Source organism: Chryseobacterium sp. C2(2020) (genome assembly GCF_014218915.1).
GTDB lineage: Bacteria > Bacteroidota > Bacteroidia > Flavobacteriales > Weeksellaceae > Chryseobacterium > Chryseobacterium mucoviscidosis.
The window spans coordinates 18,801-40,157 of sequence record NZ_JACLCT010000020.1 but is presented as its reverse complement, the minus strand read 5'-3'; the positions used below and the strand labels follow the sequence as shown (position 1 = coordinate 40,157).

Genomic DNA, 21,357 nt, shown 5'->3' with positions numbered 1-21,357 from the left:
AAAGATTTTTTAATTACCAAACAATTCCGTCAAAATTTTTCAAAGCAATTAACTTTTCAGACGTAAATCCCTCTGCATAAGCTATTCCCGATAGTCTTCCCAAATCCATTGCGCGATAAGTTAAGCTGTCTAAAAAGTTTTTTGAAGTAATCGGGGTTTCCGGTTCCTTAGAATCTGGATCATAAAACTGAGTTTTAAATGCTTTGCATGCCGCAATTTTTGCATCCAAAAATTCTGAAATATCAATAACGAATTCGGGCTCTACATTTTTCCATTGCATATAGTTAAAAATATGCTTTGGTCTCCACGCTTCCTGAATCTCCCCTTCCAAAACCGTTTCAATTTTTCTTAATCCGGACAAAAAGCACGCATCCGATACTAATTTCGCTCCTTTTGCATGATCTGGATGTCTATCATCAATTGTATTGGCAAAGACGATTTCCGGCCTGTATTTGCGAACCATTTTTACGATCCTCATCTGATAATCCTCTGAATTTTCTAAAAACCCATCTCTCATCTCAAGATTTTCTCTTATAGAAACACCTAAAATTCTTGCAGCATCATTGGCTTCTGCCTTTCTGGTTTCTTCTGTTCCTCTCGTTCCGAGTTCTCCTCTCGTGAGATCAACGATAACGCAGGTCTTACCTTCTGAAACCATTTTGGCTATCGTTCCCCCGCATCCCAGTTCTACATCATCAGGATGCGCTCCAAAAGCTAATATATCTGTTTTCATACTATCAAAGATAGGATTAAAATAAAAACTTCCCAAACATTACGAATGGGAAGTTTCATTAATTATAATTTAAAGTTTAAATTATTTGTTGATTTCTGCATTCAACTTTACTGCATCCTGATAGGTTGGATCCAACTGTACAGATTTTGCAACATAGTCTTTTGCTTTCGCCACATCAGAATCCTTAGACATATATGCCACAGCAAAGTAAGCATAAGCTAAAGTCTGTTTATTAGCTTCCTGCTCTGCAGGTTTTACGGTACTGATGAATTTTTCATACGCCATTTTAGCCGCATCATTATTTCCAGCCTGCTGATAAGAATATCCTAAGCTGTAGTAACCCGGAGCCCAATCTGGTAAAAGGGCATTCATTTTCTGCCATGTAGCTATTGCACCATTCCAGTTCTTTGCATCCTGATAAGCAGTCGCAAGTTTGAATAAAGAATCTGAGTCCTGAGCATTTGCAGCCACTTTCTGCTTTAATCCTTCAATTGTAGGGTTTGTAGGTCCTGCATCAATATCAGCCTGAGAAGCTCCTCCTCCAGCGATTTTCACCAATTCCATATCCCACTTCAAGGTTTCATCTTTAGCTGCTTTTGCGATGGCAATTTTCTGCTGAGCTTCGTTCATTAAAGCTGTTTTTTTAGCTGCATCCGTTTCTGTCTTTGCTAAACCTGCGGCAATAAGTCCCTGTAAACCTTGATCTGCAGGCTGTACCCTTGATTTATCAGCCTGAGAAACAAAACTATCCATGTTCTGTTTTGCTTCCGCATATTTTCCGTCTGCATATAACTGATATGCTCTCAGTTTAAATTTAATAGGATCGTTGATCTTATCAAAAATCTTATCTAAAACCTGCTTAGAATTTGCGTAATCTTCATTGGTAAAATAAAGTTTAGCGATTTCCAATTGCGTATAGGGATCTTCATCGGCATATTTTGTATAATTGATCAAATCCTGAGTCGCTTTCGCATTTTGCTGATATCTGATATCGTAAGCCGCAAGAGCTTTATACGCCGGAGCATAAGAAGGATCTGTAGCAATTGCCTTATCTATACTTGTTTTAGCCTGTTGCCACTGTTGCGCAGCCATCCATAAAGTCCCGATTCTTGTATAAACCGATGCTTTATTTTTAGCTAAAGGAAGCGCTTTGTCATAAGCAGACATTGCATCTCCGGGCATTCTTTTTAATCTGTAAGCATCTCCTAAAGTATAATAGTAATGAGCCGGAACACCTTTTTTCTCTGCTCTTTCAATTGCTTTATTCAAATACTGAATAGCCAAATCCGGAGAGTTATTTTTCTCAAATAAAGTTAAAGCTTCTGCCGCTCTGAAAAGAACTTCTGCATCTTTTTCTTTTGAATCGGTAACGATTTTCTGAATTTCCGCAATAGCACCCTTATCTCCTTTACCCAGTTTTACAGTTGCCAAACCTAATTTATTTAAATAGCTTTTGCCATCTGCTGCAAGACCTTTGTTAAAACTATCAGTTGCTGCCGCATAATCTGGCTCACCCTGCTTCAAGTACGTATTTCCTAAATAGAAATAGTTTTCTGCAGTAGGCGCCGAAGCGATCATGTTCGTAAAATTAGTTTTTGCCTGAGCATATTTATCACTGTCTATACTGTTGATACCATCCTGTACAGTTTGTGCAACGGCAAAGTTGGTAAAAAACACTACAGCCGCTCCAAAGGCAAGCTTCTTTACATTCATATTCATTATATCTTTCATTTTATATTTTCTAATCTAAATTTCGATTTAAGTAATACACAATTTTCAGACCAAAATAATACATTTATTTTGGTTAAAGGATTAATTTAATACTTTTTAACGCATTTGAACTTCTCTTCTGTAGAGATTGTAAGGCTGTAATCCTTCCTTCTGAACGATCATCTGCCCAAGCTGAGTGCACGAATACCTTATGAAACCATTGGCAATATTGAAGTTTCCTTCGTTTGTTAAAAAATACAAAACTCTGGTAAAAGGATAATTCATTTTGCGGAGGTTTTCAAAATCTGTAGTGTAAAGTTTTCCTTTGTCTTCCACAGGAAGAATCTTTACCATGCTTCTCAACTGTTCAGACTCTTTATCATAAGGACGGCTGAATGTATTGAGCCCGATAACTCCTATTTTATCGGGGTATTTATTAAGTTCTTCAATAATATTCTTGCTTCCCGGAATAACTGAAAACTTTAAATCTTTCGGCTGTTTTTTAAGTTTCTGCGCCACAAAATTCAGATTGCTGGAATTGGCTCCGTCGAAAATAAATTCTTTATTATCCGACTGCAATCCTTTCTGAATTTCTTCCATCGTAATACTTTCTTTAGGAGAGTCTTTAGGAACAATAAAAATAACAGCATCTGCAGCGAATTTTGCAGGTAAAAACTTCAGTTCGATCTGTTCTTCGTATGTCTTAATTTCTTCCGGCGTAAGATCTCTGGACATTACCACGATTCTTGTCTTATTGTTTAATAAATCAATGAATCCGAGATCTTCTTTTTTCGTAGCGACTTTGATCTTTGTTTCGGGATAATTAATCATATATCCTTCTGCTAAAGCTTCCGTAACACTTTTAAAAGATTCATCCGTAAGAATCGTCATTTCTCCTTTATGGTAAGATGGAGATTTTTCTTCTTTTTTACAACCAACTGCTATTATGCTAATGAAAAACAGCATTAGAAGCTTAACACTATTCTTCATTTCCTGAATTTTTAATTTTTGTAACCGCTCTGTAAATTCTGAAAATTCCATACAAAATAAGAAGTCCGCCTAATGCATAGGCAACTCCGGGTTCCAGAACTGTGAAGAAAAACCTGTAATACATTACTACGATTCCCAGAACGATATAAAATAATCCCGTAACGAGGGATAACCAATTGAACATCATATAACAAAAATACCAAAAAAAATAAAAAGAGAAGCAAATGCTTCTCTTTTTTAATTATTATTTAAAGATAAATCTTATCCTTCAAAATTCATTGTTAAAGGTAATCTGAATCTATAACGTACAGATTGTCCGTTAATTTTAGCAGGAGTCCATTTATTTTTAATAGACTTGATGGTTCTGATTGCTTCAGCATTGAAGTCAGAGTTTCCACCGCTAGCTTTAACGTCTGTAATACTTCCATCTCTTTCTACAACGAAAGTGATTTCAGTTTTTACTGTACCTTCATCTCCGTTCATCGCTGAACCATCGAAGTTACTGGATACTTTATTTCTGAAAGCATTAATACCTCCAGGGAATTCAGCAGTCTGCTCAACTTCTGTATAAACCTGAGTATCACTTACCTGAGGTTTTACTTCTGCGGTAGACGCCTTTGTACCTGTTGATGGTGGCGGTGGCGGCGGAGTGTAAGCCGGAGCTTTTACCCCTTCCTGATTTACCAGACCTGTTGTTGTTTCTAACTGCTTAGAAATTGGCGGAGGTGGCGTTTCAATTTTCGGAGCTTTTACAGGCTCAGGAACCACGTTCTGAATAATTTCAATTTTCTCTTCCTCTTTTGGTGGAGGTGGTGGAGGTGGTTCTTCTTCTTTTGGCTGTTCAATAATTTTATCTTCCTGAAGAATTTCTACCAAATCTGCTTTAACTTCTTGTTTTTCAGGTTCAGTAAGTCTCTTAATGGTAAGATAGATAAATGGAGACAAAGCCGCAATAAGGAATAATGCTGTTCCAACGATAAAAGATTTTGTCAGAAGTTTTGGATACTGATGTCTTAAATCGTATGCACCATATTCCTTGTTTCTATTTTCAAATACAATCTCATCTAAGGTAAGATTAGGATCGTATACATTTTCGTTTGCCATAGATTTACAATTTTATGGTTTAAATTACTTAGTAGCCGGAGCTGCTGCAGCACCAGAGTTACCCACTTTTCTATCGTAAATAGCTTTTTCCCAAGGTTTAAGATCAGTAACACCGTACTGCTCACTCTTAGTAATTGCCATTTCGTCCAGGATATCTACGAAGTTTTTATATACAGCATCGTCAGTTGGCTTAATAATAACTGTAAATTTAGTTTTATCAGCCGCATTTGCTTTTGCCTGCTCAATTACTTTTCGGATTCCCTCTCTATCGAAAGTAGTTTCATTAAGATTCTGATCTGTTAAAGACGTATTGTCCTGCTGATGCCAGAAGATCTTATTGTTTTTACCTAATAATAAAGATATAGAGTTCGAAAGTTTAATTTCTGTTGGAGGTGGTTTTTTTGTTTCATCCTTCGGTTTTGCCGGAAGACCCAAATCCATTACATTCGGTTTAGAGAATGTGGTTGTGAACATAAAGAAGGTAATCAATAGAAAACCCAAGTCCACCATCGGAGTCATATCGACTCTGGTACTCTGTTTCTTGGAACGTACCTTGCCGCCTTTGGCGCCCTTTTCCTGTACTTGTACTTCTGCCATTTCTAAATGATATTATTCATTAGGTTTACCTTCTTGTGATGTAATCAACCAAAATTTAAGAAAATCGATATCTCTTAAACCCTCGAATAAGCTTTTAACTTTCGGATATTCTGTTGTAACGTCTCCTTTGATTGCTAATTTGTAATCAGGATTTACGTTCAAACTTTCTTTTACCCAGTCTACTAACTGCTTATTCGTACTATCCATAGGAATCCCTGTAGGACTCTTGAAATTCTTCTGCTCGTCATCTGGCAAATCAAGATAGCTCTTAAGCTGGTTCATCGGAACCCCAATTGCTTGTACTTTCTGGAATGCAGCTTTTTCATTATTGTCAAAAGTAACTCCGTACTTTTTTCCCATATTGTCTAAAAGCTGTAGTCTCTCTGATGCATTTTCTACAGGCTGGAAATAAAATTTTCCGTCCGGAGTAGCGTTGATGGTCATCAAACTTGCATCAGGAAGTAACTTCTCTGATATTGAAGATGGCGGTTTAATCTGCTCCACATCAGGTTTTTTAAACTGAGTGGTCAAGATAAAGAATGTAAGCAGTAGGAACGCAACGTCACACATTGCCGTCATATCCGTCACTACTCCATGTCTTTTTGGTTTGACTCTCGCCATTATTATTAATGATTTTTAATTAAACTTCTTTTTACTTACTGCAAATTCCTTGCTACAATTCTTAGTTGAATTCAGCAAAAGACTGTTGGATGCTCATTGCGATCTCGTCGATCTTATAAGTTAATCCGTCGATTTTAGAAGTAAAGAAGTTATAAAGGATAATAGCGATTGCTGAAGTACCAATACCTAAAGCTGTGTTAATCAAGGCTTCAGAGATACCTGTAGAAAGTGCAGCAGCATCCGGAGTACCCCCTCCTGAACCTAATGCGAAGAACGCCTTGATCATCCCGATTACCGTACCTAAAAGTGCTACTAACGTTGCAACAGTACCTAAAGTAGAAAGGATCATCATGTTTTTCTCAAGCATTGGCATTTCAAGAGTAGTCGCTTCTTCGATTGCTTTGTTAAGCGCTACCATTTTTTGCTCTTTGTTAAGCGTTGTATCGTGAGATAAAGCTTTGTAAGTAGTAAGACCTTCTTTTACTACGTTACCAACAGAACCTTGCTGTCTGTCGCACTCTTCTAAAGCTTCATCAATTTTGTTTTGGTTTAGTAAGCTTCTTACCTGTACAACGAAGTTGTCTAAGTTTCCTTTTCCGGCAGCTTTGCTAAGAACGAAATATCTTTCAAAAGAGAAAACGATTACCGTGATCATGAAAGTAATCAAGATTGGTACAATAACCCCTCCTTTGTAGATAATACCTAAGAACGATTCTGGGTGAATGTCTTTCCCCTCCTTGTCAGCAAAAGCAACAGATGCTCCTCCTAATTCATTAGCATCTTTAAAGTTTCCCGGGTTACCTAGAACGAATAAATAAATACAAACTCCTATTGCAAAGATAATAGGAATAATTACAGCTGGGTTTAAACCTCCCGACTTTCTAGCAATTACTTGCTCATCATTTTTTGAAACATTCATTTCCATATTTAACTAAATTATATTGTTTTAAAATTTTACAAGGTGTAAATTAAAGGCAAAAATAATTAAAATGCAAGAGTCTTAAATAAACATTTGCCATTTTTTTGATAAAGAAAATTTAATACACTTTCGATATTACAATTATTTTCTCTTTTTTTGGTAATATTTTTCAATTTTAACATTTACGTTAAAAAATCAAAAAATTTAAGCCTTCATTTTTTTTAATTTGCCAATGTTAATTTTTTTTTAAATTACTATATTCACAATTCTGTGAGGCACTACAATGATTTTCGTCGGGGTCTTCCCTTCCAGAATCTGCAACATTTTTTCGTCTTTAAGTACCACTTCCTCCACTTCTTTAGGTGAAAGCTGTGCAGAAAGTGAAATTTTAAACTTCATTCTTCCGTTAACGCTTACCGGATACAAAATCTCATCCTCCACTAAGTAATCCTCGTTCAATAAAGGGATTTTTTCAAATTCTATAGAATCCTGATGCCCCAATAAACTCCAAAGCTCTTCACAGATGTGAGGTGCATACGGAGAAATGATAACGGCTAAAGGTTCTAAAATATTGCGTTTGTTGCATTTTATTTTTTGCAGTTCGTTTACAGCGATCATAAATGAAGAGACAGACGTATTGAAAGAGAAGTTTTCAATATCGTAAACCACCTTCTTTATTAAGGTATGTAAAACTTTGTATTCCGCTTTGGTTGGCTCTTCATCGGAAACCGAGAACGTATCTCCGTCAAAATATAAATTCCAGAACTTTTTAAGAAAACCGTAAACTCCACTCAGGCCTTGCGTGTTCCAAGGCTTTGATTGTTCCAACGGACCTAAGAACATTTCATACAATCTTAAACCGTCTGCTCCGTATTCTTCGCAAATATCGTCAGGATTTACCACATTGTATTTTGACTTGGACATTTTTTCTACATCACGACCTGTGATGTATTTTCCGTCTTCCAAAATAAATTCCGCATCTGCGTAATCCGGTCTCCAAGCTTTGAAAGCTTCAGTATCCAGTTCATCAGAAGTTCCTTTTAATAAAGATACATCAACGTGGATTGCCTGAGTTGTATAATCTTTTGCTAAATTTTTAGAAACATATTGATTAGTTCCGTCAACTCTATAAACAAAAGCACTCATCCCCAAAATCATCCCTTGGTTAATCAACTTTTGGAAAGGCTCATCTTGACTAATGTATCCTCTATCTTTTAAGAACATATTCCAAAAACGAGAATATAACAAGTGACCGGTTGCGTGTTCGCTACCTCCAATATATAAATCCACCTGTCCCCAATAATCAGCCAGTTCTTTTTTAACAAAAACCTCATCATCATTAGGATCCATATATCTAAGGAAATACCAAGAACTTCCTGCCCAACCCGGCATTGTAGATAATTCTAACGGGAAAACTGTTTTTTCATCAATTAAATTGGTATCGACTACTTTTTGGTTGGCTTCGTCCCACGCAAATGTTTTCGCATTTCCTAAAGGTGGATCTCCGTCTTCAGTCGGCAGATATTTTTCAACTTCAGGAAGTTCCAAAGGCAAAGCGGAAGTTGGCAATGTATAAGGCATTCCATCCTTATAATAGATAGGAACCGGTTCTCCCCAATATCTTTGTCTTGAGAAAATCGCATCACGCTGTCTGTAGTTCGTTGTTCCGTGTCCGATTCCTTTTTTCTCAATAGCAGAAATAATCAATGCCTTTGCATCGTTATAACTTAATCCATTTAAGAAATCAGAATTTACGCAAACCGAATCTTTAGAATCGAAAGAAGCTTCCTGAACATCTTCGTCCGTTTCCACTACTTTTTTAATTTCTAAATTAAATTTCTTTGCAAATCTGTGATCGCGCTCGTCATGTGCAGGAACCGCCATTACAGCACCCGTTCCGTAACCCATCAAAACATAATCTGAAATATAGATCGGCATTCTTTCTCCACTGAAAGGATTTAAAGCATAACTTCCCGTGAAAGCCCCCGAAACATTTTTCACGTCCGCCATTCTGTCACGTTCCGTTTTCTTAGAAGTTTCTTCAATATAAGAATCTACCTCAGCTTTTTGCTCTGCAGTTGTGATGGTTTCCACCAAAGGGTTTTCCGGAGCCAGAACGATAAAAGTCGCTCCAAAAATAGTATCCGGTCTTGTAGTAAAGACTTCAACGATCTCGTCATGTCCTTCCACATTGAATCTCACCTGCGCTCCCTGAGATTTTCCGATCCAGTATTCCTGAGAATCTTTCAAAGGTTGTGGCCAGTCCAGAGTTTTTAATCCCTGCAATAATCTTTCAGAGTACGCAGAAATCCTCATGCTCCACTGCATCATTTTCTTCTGGAAAACAGGAAAACCTCCTCTTTCGGATTTTCCGTCTTTCACTTCATCATTTGCCAGAACGGTTCCCAAAGCAGGACACCAGTTTACAGTGGTTTCCGCTCTGTAAGCCAAACGGTAATTTAATAAAATGTCTTCTTTATCAATTTCTGAAGCTTCTTTCCACTCTTCCGCCGTGAAATTTAATTCATCGTTCTGATTGGCATTTAATCCTTCCGTTCCTTTTTCTTCAAAACGTTTAACCAAAGATGAAATAGGCTCCGCTTTATCAGTATCTTTATTATACCACGAATGGAACAGCTCAATAAAAATCCACTGTGTCCATTTGTAATAAGAAGCATCGGAAGTTCTTACTTCTCTGCTCCAGTCGAAAGAAAAGCCAATTTTTCTTAACTGCTCTTCATATCTTGTAATGTTTTGCTCTGTCGTAATCGCAGGATGCTGCCCTGTCTGAATCGCGTACTGTTCAGCAGGAAGCCCGAAACTGTCGTAGCCAACCGGATGGAGAACATTAAAACCCTGATGTCTTTTGTACCTCGCGTAAATGTCGGATGCGATATATCCAAGCGGATGACCTACGTGAAGTCCTGCTCCGGATGGATACGGAAACATATCGAGAACATAAAATTTAGGTTTGTCTGTGTTGTCGGAAGTTTTATACGTTTGATTATCTTCCCAGTACTTCTGCCACTTTTTTTCTATCTGCTGATGATCGTAAAACACTTTTTTATAGATATTAGATGTTAAGATATTAGATGCTGGATTCTTTTAAATTCCTTTTCTAATTTTCACAAAAATAATGATTTTAAAAGAAATGGAAATTTAAATTTGACGAAATAATGCATAAAAAAATCTCATCAGTAGATGAGATTTGTATTTTATATTGATAATTCAGACTATTACTGAGGTATTCTCTTAAATGTATAGGTTTCAGAATGGAATTCGGTAGGATCTGATTTGTCTTCAAACATGATGTTTAAAGCAGTATCGCTGATGCTGATAATTCTTCCCTGATCCGGCTGAACAATTCCCTGATATTTTATCTGAATAGCTTTACTATCTTTATCATAGGTATAAGTGAATGTTCTGTCGAAAGTAGGTGTACAGGTTCCCGGCGTTGCGCTGTCTCCCATATCTTTTCTTGTTCCTGCATTTCCGGAAGCGAACGTCCATCTTGAAGTCTGCTGACAAGTGGTATCAAAAGAAATACCGTCCGAAACAGGAACTTCTCCTATTGCAACTACGGTTACTACTTTTTTCACGGGCTGCCAAACTCCCACTAACGGAGCTTCCTGCACCACTTCGTCGTCGTTATTACATCCTGTTGCTACAAATAATGATAAACCTGCAAATAATAATGCTAATTTCTTCATATATCAATTTTTTCAAGCGCTAAAATTATGATTTATTTATATTATTATACAATTTTTTTAAAAAAATATTGTTAAAATTTATTGTTTTCTGTGTATCGGCATTTCAAAAGCGTTGTTTTTCCTTTATTCAGCAAACATTCATTACCGGAAATATGATCTTTTCTGCGAAAAAAACTATTTTTGTAACAAACAAATGCAAATGCAAGACCTTACGAAAAATAATTTTGATTTTATCCGTGTTCTCCTCGCTTTCATCGTTTTTTTAGGGCATCTTGGAGCTTTAAGCGTTTCTCCGGAGCTGAAATTTCTGGAACACAGCCCTATCGAAATTGCCGTTTTCGGTTTTTTTGTGGTGAGCGGATTTCTCATCGCCAGAAGCTATGAGCATTCTTCCAGTCTTAAAAGCTATATTAGCAAAAGAATCAGAAGAATTGTTCCGGCTTATTTATTGGTTGTTTTTCTCTGTGCCATTTTACTCAGTCTTGTAAGCACTTATTCATTCAGGGAATATTTTAGTAATACGCAGGTCTACAAATATCTTTTCTGGAATTCCATTTTTTTAAATTTTAAAGCACCGTGGCTTCCGGGAGTTTTCGGAAATCAGGCAGTCAACGGAGCTCTTTGGACACTGAAGATAGAGATGTGCTATTATTTTGCTGTTCCGCTGATGTTTTTACTGTTTGGAAAAAACAATAAATACAGAAACATCAGTTTAATAATTCTTTATTTCCTTTCTCTTATTTATCTTAATTATTTTGAGCTTCAGGGAAAGATTTCACTGGCGAAACAGCTTCCGGGAACGCTGTCTTATTTTATACCGGGAATGCTGATCTATTTTAATTTCGACAAATTCATCAAATATAAAAACATTCTTTTTGTTGTCGCATTAGCAACAGTCTGGATCGATTTATTTACAAAGATTCAGCTTTTTTCTCCGATGATGATCGGGATTATCGTCCTATATATTGCATATTCTTTTAAGTTTTTAAATAATTTCGGAAAATATGGCGATTTTACCTATGGAATTTATATCTTCCATTTCCCGATCATCAGAACTTTTACCACACTGGGATTATTTAAAGATTACAATCCTTACGCGATGGCTTTTGTATGTATGATGGTAGTTATTGCAGTAGGAATCAGTTCCTGGCATTTTTACGAGAAAAAATTTTTATAAAACACAACAGATGAAAGAATTAGTTTCGATAATAACCCCCTCCTACAATTCGGCAGAATTTATAGAGGAAACCATACAGTCTGTACTCAGCCAGACGTATGAAAACTGGGAATGGCTGATCTCGGATGATCGTTCCCAAGACAACACCGTAGAACTTATCCAAAAGTATAATGATCCCAGAATAAAAGTACAGGTTCTTGAAAAAAACGGCGGCGCAGGAAATGCCCGAAATAAAAGCCTCGAAAGAGCGGAAGGTCGTTACATCGCCTTTCTGGATTCCGATGATTTCTGGTATCCCGAATATCTTGAGGAGATGATCGGGTTTATGGATAAAAACAATGCAGAATTGGTGTACTGCAATTATTCCAGATGTGACGAACATACGATGCAACCGGTTCTAAAAGATTTTGAAGCCGATACAATCGTCACCTTTTCCAACCTGCTTAAAACCTGCAGACTGGCTCCGGTTTCTACCATGTATGACACCAAAAGAGTGGGAAAATTCTTCTTCCCCGTGAAAAGCAAACGTGAAGATCATGTGATGTGGCTGAATCTTCTGAAAAAAATCCCGAAAGGCTATCCGCTGAATAAAACACTTGCTAAATACAGGATGCGCGAAAACAGTGTTTCCAGAAAGAAAAAAAACATCATCAGAGATCAATATCTGGTGTACAAAGACTTCATGGGATTTTCTACGGTTAAATCTTTATACTATACCGCAAACTGGGCATTCAACGGATTTTTGAAATATTCGAAAATTTTTAATTAATTTTATTGAATGGAATATTCAAAAGAGTTCAAAACCGCTCTGAGCAATTTTTCTTCTGTAGAAAAAGACCGCCTGATTTTCAGATTATTAAAAAAAGATAAACTTTTATCTAAAAAACTATACTTCGAACTTATTGATCCTGAAACCACAGACAATAAAAGAGATGCGATGGAGGAAATTGTTTCCGAAAAAGTTTTACTGGCATCAAAATACATCAGCAATCAGAAATATTTCCTTGGAATTATCCGCAAAATAAGCAGTGAAATTACTGAACACGTAAAAGTAACGACCGATAAATTCGGAGAAGTTTCTCTTAATTTATTGTTGATTAATGAGATTTTAGAATACAATGAAGATCTGAGCCGACAAAGATTCGATAATGTTTATAAACTGTATCTCTACATCATTAATAAAGTGGTGAAAGCTTTGCTTTTAACCAAAAAACTGGATGTCGATTACTGGATGGAAATTGATGAGCATCTGGATAATTTAAAAGATAAAATCCTTGAGAATACATATTTATCCAAACTTTTTATTAACAACGGGATCGATTTTAACTGGCTGACTAGCGATAAGATTCCGGAAAATTTTGACCAGATCATCAAAGACATTAAAAATCAGGGATTTTTACGATAAGATTTTCTGTAAGATCAGTTCCGTAGAATTCGGTTTTTCAGAGACAAATTTTTCAGCATTTTCAGACATTGCCTGAAGCGAATCTTCATTATTAATTAAAAACAGAACAAAATCTGCAGCAAGACCTGCATTTTCAAAAGATCTTCCTCCATCCGCCGAAATAAGACCGTCTGCTTCAGGATTTTTTCTGTACTGATTTCCGAAAATTACCGGAACGCCAAAGGTTGCCGCTTCCAGAATATTGTGAAGTCCCGCCTCATGAAACCCTCCTCCTACCACCGCAACATCGGCGTAAGAATACAATTTTGAAAGCAAACCGATGCTGTCGATAATTAAAATATTTGAGTTAAAATCCTCAACAGAATTTTTAATTTCACTGTATAAAATGGCTTCCGGAAAAAGCTGTTTCAAATGGGAAACTCTCTTCAGATCGTGCGGAGCAATAATTAATTTTGCGTAAGGACTTCCCTGCGAAACTTCCAGCGCAATCTTTTCTTCCGCCTGCCACGAACTTCCGAAGACAACGGTTTTATCTTCGCCAATAAAATCTTTAATCCAATCTACTTGATTGTCTCGATGCCTCAACTGTTTTACACGGTCAAATCTCGTATCTCCTGTTACCGAAGATTTTGTTAATCCAATGCTTTTAGCCAGAGCAAAGGACATTTGGGTCTGATGAAAAAACCAATCGATATTTTTCTGAAGCTGCTGTACAAACCATTTTCCATACGATGTAAAAAACGACTGACGATCGTAGAACAAAGCTGAAATCACATACGTTTTTGCGCCTTTATTTTTAAGCTCATCCAGAAGATGATACCAGTAATCATACTTCACCGTAAAAAATAGTTGAACATCAAAATGGTCTGTAAATTCTTTTACAGCAGATTTCTTATCGAAAGGAAGATAACAGATCACATCCGCAATAGGTTTCTTTTTTACCACGTTTTCATAACCGGATGGAGAAAAGAAAGTGACTAAAATTTTATGATCCGTAAATCTTTCTTTCAACTGTTCCAAAACAGGCAGTCCCTGTTCATATTCTCCAAGACTTGATGCGTGCATCCAGATCACTTTATCAGATTTTTTAAAACCGGATTTCACCTTTTCTAAAGATTCTTTTCTGCCTTCAACGCCTTTTTTAGTTTTGTCATTGAATAACGCAAAAACCTTCATCCCGAAGATGAGCAGATGGATAAATATGTTGTAAAAGAAAGCCATATGTATGAGTTTTAAACTTCCGTTCTGTCGTTATCAGTCGAAGGACTGGAAATGACTAAAAATTCCAGATCTTCATCAGATTCATTAGCAATATAATGTTTAGATTTTGGTGTAATTGTAATGCTTTCACCGTTTTTTACAGACCACCTTTCGCCATCAATAAAAAAGACAGCTTTCCCTTTTAAAATATAAAAAAACTGTTCTGCGAGATGATGAAAATGCAGTTTTTCCGAAGTTCCGGAAGGCATGATTTCCTGCTTTATGGATAATTTACCATCATTTTTCAGAATCCAGCTACCGCAGTTGTCTCCCCAAATATAATGTTCGGAATTATTTTTAGACTGTATCATTTAAATTGAGAACTAATCATTAGAACCGTTATCACACTTCCCAGAACAGAAAGAATTACTGTAGCTATTTTAATTTTCGGCTTTGCATTCTCATCAAAAGAATATCTGAACATATAGTCCTGACTGTTCAGAAAAATCATCATGATTAAAACATACAGCCACCGGATGAAAATTTTCATGATGAGAAACTGGGCATATTCATTTTCCGGAGTAATTTTCACCGGAAAATTTGAAGATCCCGGATCGCGAACCGTATAGGCGAACAAAATGTAAAAAACCAAAGCAAAAACGGGTAACAGAAAAGCAAATTTCTTACTCCCGAAATTATCTGCCTTACCGTCTAAATCAAAATGAATGGGAATGATATTAGGCAGCGATTTATAATGTTTCACTGTAAACCACCACAGAAAAACCAGTAATCCGAAATTAAAAATATCAAAAACTGCAAAGAGAATATTTTCCATTTCAGACAGATTTTAAGTTAAAGCAAACTTTTAATTACTCTTAGCTTATGGGTATGTTTATTCATTTCTTTGTTAAAAATTCCTGTAGAATCGAGCGTGTCGATTCGCACTTTTCCGGAAGCGTGAATAATTCTCTGGTTATCCAGCATGATTCCGACGTGGATGATTTTTCCTTCCGGATTTTCAAAAAACGCCAGATCTCCCGGCTGACTTTCTTCAACAAAGCTTAATGATTCTCCCACCTCAACCTGCTGTGAAGCGTCTCTCGGTAATTTTATGTCGTGAATTTTGTAAACCAACTGTGTAAAACCTGAGCAGTCTACTGCAAAAAAGCTTTTACCGCCCCATAAATATGGCACATTCAGGAATTCTTTTGCTGTTAAAGCAATACTTTCTCGCACGTCGTGACTTCTTCTTGACGCAACCGCAGGAAATTCAACTTCCGAACCCATGGAAAGAAGTGTTTTACCGTCATTCATCAAGACAGAAGAAAAGTCTTCAGTTACAACGGTTACTTTCCGTTTAGTCAGATATTCGTCTGTTACAGGTTTAAGCTGTTTCGTATCCATCCATCCTTCATAGCCGTCATAATGCATTTTTATTCTGGTCCAGTTCTTATTCACTTCCAGAATATCTGCACTTTCCCCAAATAATATTTCCGTAACAATTTCTGCCCTGTCCGAACCTTCTGCACGAACGGGAGCTACTGTAACAACACAAATTCCTTTATTCATTTATTTTTCTAATTAAAAGGTTAAGACTTTGGTTCAGGTTGAGAAAATACGCTGTAAAATCTTAACCTTAAACTCAACCTCAAATTACTTTCTGCGTAAAAAATTCAGCCCGTCACGCAAAGGTAAAATAAGATTTTCAAAATCATCATCTTTTGCAATCAAATCATTCAGTTCCTTAATGACCTGCGTAGATTTCTGTTTCGGATTTTCTTCCAGAACTTTTCCGTACCAGAGAACATTATCAAACATCACCACCGAGCCGGATTTTGTTCTTGGCTTTATTAATCTGAAATATTCTGCATAATTTTCTTTGTCGGCATCAATGAAAACCAGATCAAAAACCTCATCGGTTTCTCTTAGAAATTCCTTCGCATCCTGAAGCCTGAAATGAATCTGAGAAGCATATTCGCTTTCCGCGAAATACTTTTTAGGAAGATATGCCAAATCTTCATTCACATCCAAAGTGGTGATTTTTCCGTCTTTTGCCATTCCTGTTGCCAGACAAAGTGTTGCATAGCCTGTAAAAGTCCCTATTTCCAGAATATTTTTCGGCTGCATCATCTGCGAAATGATGGTTAACAATCTTCCCTGCTGATAACCGGAGATCATGTGTGGCTGTGTGGTCTTCTGATACGTTTCCCTTCTCAGTTTTCTCAGAATTTCAGGCTCCGATGAAGCGTGTGTTTCAAGGTACCTGTCCATTTCTGGAAGTTTTTCTTCAAAAAAGCTCATGCTGCAAATTTTATTTCGGTCAAATTTACTTAAATATAACAAAAAAGCGGGAACAATCCTAAAGATTCCGGAAAGATGGGAAAATCCCCCAGTTTAATTACCGTAAAAATACGGATGGTCTCGTCTGCGAATAAGCCTAACTTTGCATTGAAGGGTAAAAACACACGACATAATGCTTGCGGAAAAAAAACAAATTAACCAGAGAAATCAGAAGACTACAGTGCGTAAAAGCACTGTGGATTCTTTTTCTAAAAAAACTAAACCGGAACTATCCAATTCATTTTTTCAAAAAATTATTTCTTTGCTGAAAAAAGAAGAACTAATTTGATTAATCACAAACAACAAATCCCGAATTGCTTCGGGATTTGTTTTGTATTGACTGAATGTTGATTGTAAATTATTTCTTTGGCGCAATATCCATTAATTTCATAAACTCATCAAGTTTAGGCATAATGATGATCTCCGTTCTTCTGTTTTCCGCTCTTCCTGAAACGCTCATGTTAGTCGCTTTAGGATTGTATTCGGAACGTCCACCTGCTGTAATTCTTGCAGGATCTACTCCAAACTGAGTCTGAAGAACTTTAGCAACCGCTGTTCCTCTTAAAGCAGAAAGATCCCAGTTGTCTTTTGGTAAATTCGGAGAGCTTAAAGGAGCGTTATCTGTATTTCCTTCGATAAGAACAGAATATTTATCGTAATCGTTAATTACTTTAGCTACTTTTCCTAACACTTCCTGAGCGGCAGGTAATACGTTGTAATCTCCTGTTTTGTACAACATTTTGTCTGAAAGAGAGATCATTACCACTCCTTTCAGCACTTTTACCTGAACATCGCTGTCTGCTACGTTATCCAACGATCTTTTCAGTTTGTTTGATAATGCTAAATTCAAGCTGTCGTTTTTCGCATTGCTTGAGATAAGCTGTTTGATATAAGAGTTTGAAGAATTGATTTCTCCAACCAGCTTGTCGATATTGGCGGAGCTTTTCCCTGAATTCGAAAGACACGCATCCAATGAAGATTTCAAAGCATCATGCTGACTTTTCAATAAATTATTTTCACTTGTTAAAGCTGAATTCTGAGACTTCAGTTCCTGAATTTCTCTCTGTCTTTCACCTACGTTTTCAATACATTGCTTGTAATTTGAGCTCAATGCATCATACTGCTTTTTGCTGATACAAGATGTCATTCCCAACACCATTGCAGATACTGCTAAAATTTTAAAAATTTTCATAAATAATCATTTTTAGACGAACCAAAGGTAACGAAATTCATTTTAATTATATGAATTATCTTTGCATAAAAGAAATTTCGGACATCCATGCTGAACATAGACAACTTCCAAAATCAGCTTAAAAACATTGTTGATTCCCCCGAAAACCGAAGCTATCTTCTTGCGGTGAGCGGTGGTGCAGATTCTATGGTTTTAGCACACTGTTTTAAGGACTTAGGCATTCATTTTCAGATTGCCCACATCAATTATAAACTTCGTGGAGAAGATTCGGATCTGGATCAGAAAACGGTGGCGGATTTTTGTGAGAAAAACCATATTAAATTTCATTTATACAAAGTTTCAGAAAAAGACCAGAAGCCGGAACATTCTATCCAGCTTTGGGCAAGAGAACTGCGGTATGAATTTTTCAGAAATATTCAAAGAGAAGAAAATCTGGAATTTTTAGTCACCGCGCATCATCTGAACGATCAACTGGAAACTTTCATCATCAATCTTTCGAAAGCAGCCGGAATTAATGGTCTTAGCGGAATTCCGGCAAACGACAATCACATTTTAAGACCTCTTTTAAATTTCACAAAAGAAGAAATCTACGAATTCGCAGAAGAAAATAATATTGAATACCGTGAAGATCTGTCTAATAAGAAAAATGATTATTTAAGAAATAAAATTAGAAACGAAATTGTTCCGAAACTTCTGGAAACCAACGATCATTTTCTGGAAAATTTCAAAAAAAGCTCTTCTTATTTAAACCAGACCAAAGATTTTGTTCAGCAGCAGATTCAGGAAATAGAAAACAGGATTTCGGTTTGTAACAGAGAATATACAGTTTTATCCAAAGATAAGCTGAATGAAGAAAGTGATTTTGTGAAATTTGAGATCCTTAAAAAGTATGGTTTTAATCAGGAAGAAGAAATTCCGAAAATTTTTAAAGCTGAAAACGGAAGTTCTTTTTTTTCAAAAGATTATCTGCTGATCGTCAATTATGATGAACTGATTTTAAGCAAAAAGACGGAAGATGGAAAATGGAAGTTTGAAAAACACAGTAATGATGAAATTCTTCTGATGGAAAATTTTGATCTTTCTGAAAACCAGATTACCGTTAATCTCGAAAATATCATTGAAATTGAGCAAATCAATAACCTTTTGAACTGGGAATTTGATGCAGAAAAACTTTGTTTCCCGCTGCGTTTAAGAAGGCAGAAAGACGGTGACGAATTTTTTCCGGCAGGATTTTCGGGGAAAAAGAAAGTTTCTAAATTTTTTAGAGACGAAAAAATATCTATTTTAGCAAGGCAAAAAATCTGGCTTCTTACCGATGGCGAAGATTCCGTACTCGGAATTGTTCCTTTCCGGCAGGACAGAAGAAATTCTAAGAATGAGAATACCCAGAATATTCTCAAAATTTTAATAAAAAGTAAAAATGAAATTTAAAAACTGGTTTTTATTAGTTCTGATGTTTTTAGCAGCAGGAGTTAATGCACAAATCAAAAATCCTGTAAAATTTAAATTTACCATCAATGAACTAGGCGACAATCAATATGAAGCCGTCCTGAATGCCACGATGGAAAGCGGTTGGCATATTTACTCGAAAGACATTCCGGAAGATACGGGAATTCCTACCGATTATAAAGTTTCGGGAAAGAATATTGAGCTGATCGGGAAATTTACCGAAGTGGGTAAAAAGCATGAAGAATTTTCTGAGGCTTTCGGCGGAAAAATTATTTTCTATTCCAATACCGCAGGTTTCAAGCAGAAATTTAAGCTGAAAGACGGAACAAAACCGGGAGACGTTGTTGCTGAAATTACGTATCAGACTTGTGACGACAGAGTCTGTCTTGCTCCGAACACATTGGAATTCAACAAACAGGTTACGCCAAAAGGTGCGACTGAGGAAGTAAAAACCGATGAAAAAACAACGGCAAAAGATTCTTTACAGCCTGTTGTGGATACGTTGGGTAATGTTGTTCAACCTGCTGTTCCAACTGCAGAAACCCAAAAACTTGATCCTAAAAATTTAAAAATAGAATCCATTAATTTCCAGAAACCATTAACGGATTGCGGAACAGGATCATCAAAAATCAGCGAAAACTACTGGACGTATCTTTTATTAGGATTTATCGGAGGTTTAATTGCCTTGTTAACGCCATGCGTTTTCCCGATGATTCCTTTAACGGTTTCTTTCTTTACCAAAGGAAATAAAAATCCGGCAAAAGGAAAAAGAGATGCTTTGATCTATGGGTTTTTCATTCTTTTGATCTTTGTTTTACTGAGCGTTCCTTTCCATTTAATTGATGGAATTTCAGGAAATGTGTTCAACAAAATTTCAACCAATGTATGGCTGAATATTGTGTTCTTCATCATCTTTATTTTCTTTGCAGGAAGTTTCTTCGGCTATTATGATATTACTTTGCCAAGTTCTATTGCCAATAAATCTTCAAAAGCGGAAGAAGCGGGAGGAATTATCGGAATTTTCTTCATGGCTTTAACGCTGGTTATCGTTTCTTTCTCCTGTACAGGTCCTATTTTGGGAAGTTTATTGGGAAGCGCGATTACAGGTTCTGCAAATGTTCCGATGCTGCTAACTTTTGCTTTGGCCGGATTTGGTTTGGCTTGGGCAATCGTTTTCGGTTTGCTGGCTTTATTTCCGCAGGCGCTGCAAAGTCTTCCGAAATCTGGAGGCTGGATGAATACCGTAAAAGTTGTTTTGGGATTCGTGGAACTGGCTCTTGCTTTAAAATTCTTATCCAAAGCAGATTTGGTTTCTAAAACATTCTTCATTAAAAGAGAGCTTTTCATCGGAATCTGGATCGTTATAGCCATTGGTTTAGCCATTTATTTGTTTGGATTAATCAAATTTCCGCATGATGACAAGAAACCTAAAATTTCTGTTACCAGAAAAATTTTAGGGGTTTTAGGAATTGGTTTTGTGGTGTATCTGGTTCAAGGATTCATTCCTTCCGACCGTCCAAAACTGCAATTATTAAGCGGAATTTTACCTCCGTTAAATGTTAGTTATTTCCATGATGAAAAAGACGGAATTCTGGGAATGCATCCTGAACATGATTTCTTTACCGCTATTGAATTAGCGAAAAAAGAAGGCAAACCGATCTTAATTGACTTCACGGGTTACGGATGTGAAAACTGCCGAAAAATGGAAGAATTTGTGTGGAGCGAACCGGATATTTTACCGATCCTTCAAAACGATGTGGTTCTGGCTTCTCTTTATGTGGATGATAAAGAAGAACTTCCTGAAGATCAGAAAACAAAAATCGATCTTGGTGACGGACAGGTGAAAAAAGTAAAAACCATCGGTGACCGATGGAGTCTTTTCCAGCAGGTGAATTTTAATAATAATTCCCAGCCGCATTACGTTTTATTAACGCCGGACGGAAAAGTAATCAACACCCCGGTTTCAGGATATATGGAGAAAGAAAAATTCAAAAAATTCCTTGAATGTGGTGTAAATTATTATAAACAGAATAAATAATATATTCAATTCTCATAAATCAGCCTTATCAGTTTTTCTGGTGAGGCTTTTTTAATACTTTTTTTAATAATCTAATTTGGGCGAGTTTCATTTAAACGCAACGATCACAAGATTTAATATAGCTATGCTTTTTATTTTTGGTTCGCAAGGGCACTTCGTTCAGCAAATGATA

21 protein-coding genes are annotated in these 21,357 nt (G+C 36.5%); 5 read left to right on the top strand and 16 right to left on the bottom strand.

The window, feature by feature from the left end; all coding sequences use genetic code 11:
* Positions 1-13: 13 nt before the first annotated feature.
* The 10 genes from bshB1 to H6W52_RS12585 all read right to left on the bottom strand — a co-directional run bounded on the left by bshB1 (position 14) and on the right by H6W52_RS12585 (position 10,384).
* A complete protein-coding gene (gene bshB1 / locus H6W52_RS12630) occupies positions 14-733 on the bottom strand; it encodes a bacillithiol biosynthesis deacetylase BshB1 (RefSeq protein WP_116098668.1) in 720 nt (239 codons plus the stop codon).
* An 81-nt stretch (positions 734-814) separates the two neighbouring features.
* Positions 815-2,464, bottom strand: a complete 1,650-nt coding sequence (locus tag H6W52_RS12625) for a tetratricopeptide repeat protein (RefSeq protein WP_116098667.1) — start codon at positions 2,462-2,464, stop codon at positions 815-817.
* Between the two features lie 96 nt (positions 2,465-2,560).
* Positions 2,561-3,433, bottom strand: a complete 873-nt coding sequence (locus H6W52_RS12620) for a PstS family phosphate ABC transporter substrate-binding protein (RefSeq protein WP_116098666.1) — start codon at positions 3,431-3,433, stop codon at positions 2,561-2,563.
* Positions 3,423-3,620: a C4-dicarboxylate ABC transporter gene (locus tag H6W52_RS12615; protein ID WP_175608782.1), complete on the bottom strand. Its 198-nt coding sequence runs from the start codon at positions 3,618-3,620 to the stop codon at positions 3,423-3,425. The genes H6W52_RS12620 and H6W52_RS12615 overlap by 11 nt, the downstream gene beginning before the upstream one ends.
* 74 nt (positions 3,621-3,694) lie before the next feature.
* Positions 3,695-4,537, bottom strand: coding sequence for an energy transducer TonB (locus H6W52_RS12610; protein WP_087706763.1), 843 nt, complete (start codon positions 4,535-4,537; stop codon positions 3,695-3,697).
* A 24-nt stretch (positions 4,538-4,561) separates the two neighbouring features.
* A complete protein-coding gene (locus H6W52_RS12605) occupies positions 4,562-5,134 on the bottom strand; it encodes an ExbD/TolR family protein (protein ID WP_076390614.1) in 573 nt (190 codons plus the stop codon).
* Between the two features lie 12 nt (positions 5,135-5,146).
* A complete protein-coding gene (locus H6W52_RS12600; RefSeq protein ID WP_076390613.1) occupies positions 5,147-5,755 on the bottom strand; it encodes an ExbD/TolR family protein in 609 nt (202 codons plus the stop codon).
* Positions 5,756-5,816: 61 nt separating this feature from the next.
* Complete coding sequence (locus tag H6W52_RS12595; RefSeq protein WP_076390612.1) at positions 5,817-6,680, bottom strand: MotA/TolQ/ExbB proton channel family protein; 864 nt, start codon at positions 6,678-6,680, stop codon at positions 5,817-5,819.
* A gap of 240 nt (positions 6,681-6,920) precedes the next feature.
* A complete protein-coding gene (gene leuS / locus H6W52_RS12590; protein WP_116098665.1) occupies positions 6,921-9,734 on the bottom strand; it encodes a leucine--tRNA ligase in 2,814 nt (937 codons plus the stop codon).
* Positions 9,735-9,910: 176 nt separating this feature from the next.
* The gene (locus H6W52_RS12585; protein ID WP_076390610.1) at positions 9,911-10,384 is read right to left on the bottom strand and encodes a lipocalin family protein; all 474 of its coding nucleotides are present in this window, start codon (positions 10,382-10,384) and stop codon (positions 9,911-9,913) included.
* Positions 10,385-10,577: 193 nt separating this feature from the next.
* Between H6W52_RS12585 and H6W52_RS12580 the strand changes: the two genes are divergently transcribed.
* The 3 genes from H6W52_RS12580 to H6W52_RS12570 are packed head-to-tail and all read left to right on the top strand — an operon-like array spanning position 10,578 to position 12,966.
* The gene (locus H6W52_RS12580) at positions 10,578-11,561 is read left to right on the top strand and encodes an acyltransferase family protein (protein WP_123891976.1); all 984 of its coding nucleotides are present in this window, start codon (positions 10,578-10,580) and stop codon (positions 11,559-11,561) included.
* Between the two features lie 10 nt (positions 11,562-11,571).
* Entirely contained in the window at positions 11,572-12,330 is a 759-nt protein-coding gene (locus H6W52_RS12575; protein WP_116098663.1) for a glycosyltransferase family 2 protein, read from the top strand.
* A 9-nt stretch (positions 12,331-12,339) separates the two neighbouring features.
* A complete protein-coding gene (locus tag H6W52_RS12570) occupies positions 12,340-12,966 on the top strand; it encodes a deoxyuridine 5'-triphosphate nucleotidohydrolase (RefSeq protein WP_116098662.1) in 627 nt (208 codons plus the stop codon).
* Here H6W52_RS12570 and H6W52_RS12565 read toward each other — a convergent pair.
* From H6W52_RS12565 to H6W52_RS12540, 6 genes are all read right to left on the bottom strand, one after another.
* A complete protein-coding gene (locus tag H6W52_RS12565) occupies positions 12,958-14,187 on the bottom strand; it encodes a 3-deoxy-D-manno-octulosonic acid transferase (protein ID WP_116098661.1) in 1,230 nt (409 codons plus the stop codon). The two genes, H6W52_RS12570 and H6W52_RS12565, sit on opposite strands and share 9 nt — an antisense overlap.
* Positions 14,188-14,198: 11 nt before the next feature.
* A complete protein-coding gene (locus H6W52_RS12560) occupies positions 14,199-14,537 on the bottom strand; it encodes a cupin domain-containing protein (protein ID WP_116098660.1) in 339 nt (112 codons plus the stop codon).
* A complete protein-coding gene (locus tag H6W52_RS12555; protein WP_116098659.1) occupies positions 14,534-15,001 on the bottom strand; it encodes a DUF1648 domain-containing protein in 468 nt (155 codons plus the stop codon). The genes H6W52_RS12560 and H6W52_RS12555 overlap by 4 nt, the downstream gene beginning before the upstream one ends.
* Positions 15,002-15,018: 17 nt before the next feature.
* A complete protein-coding gene (locus H6W52_RS12550; protein WP_116098658.1) occupies positions 15,019-15,735 on the bottom strand; it encodes a C40 family peptidase in 717 nt (238 codons plus the stop codon).
* A gap of 84 nt (positions 15,736-15,819) precedes the next feature.
* Complete coding sequence (locus H6W52_RS12545; RefSeq protein ID WP_087706780.1) at positions 15,820-16,467, bottom strand: O-methyltransferase; 648 nt, start codon at positions 16,465-16,467, stop codon at positions 15,820-15,822.
* Between the two features lie 397 nt (positions 16,468-16,864).
* Complete coding sequence (locus H6W52_RS12540) at positions 16,865-17,698, bottom strand: OmpA family protein (RefSeq protein WP_076390601.1); 834 nt, start codon at positions 17,696-17,698, stop codon at positions 16,865-16,867.
* An 87-nt stretch (positions 17,699-17,785) separates the two neighbouring features.
* Here H6W52_RS12540 and tilS point away from each other — a divergent pair, with 87 nt between their 5' ends.
* Positions 17,786-19,129 carry a tRNA lysidine(34) synthetase TilS gene (gene tilS / locus H6W52_RS12535; RefSeq protein ID WP_116098657.1) on the top strand — a complete coding sequence of 448 codons (1,344 nt, stop codon included), beginning with the start codon at positions 17,786-17,788 and terminating at the stop codon, positions 19,127-19,129.
* On the top strand, positions 19,119-21,185 hold the full coding sequence (locus tag H6W52_RS12530) for a protein-disulfide reductase DsbD family protein (protein WP_116098656.1): 2,067 nt from the start codon (positions 19,119-19,121) through the stop codon (positions 21,183-21,185). The genes tilS and H6W52_RS12530 overlap by 11 nt, the downstream gene beginning before the upstream one ends.
* Positions 21,186-21,357: the final 172 nt, after the last annotated feature.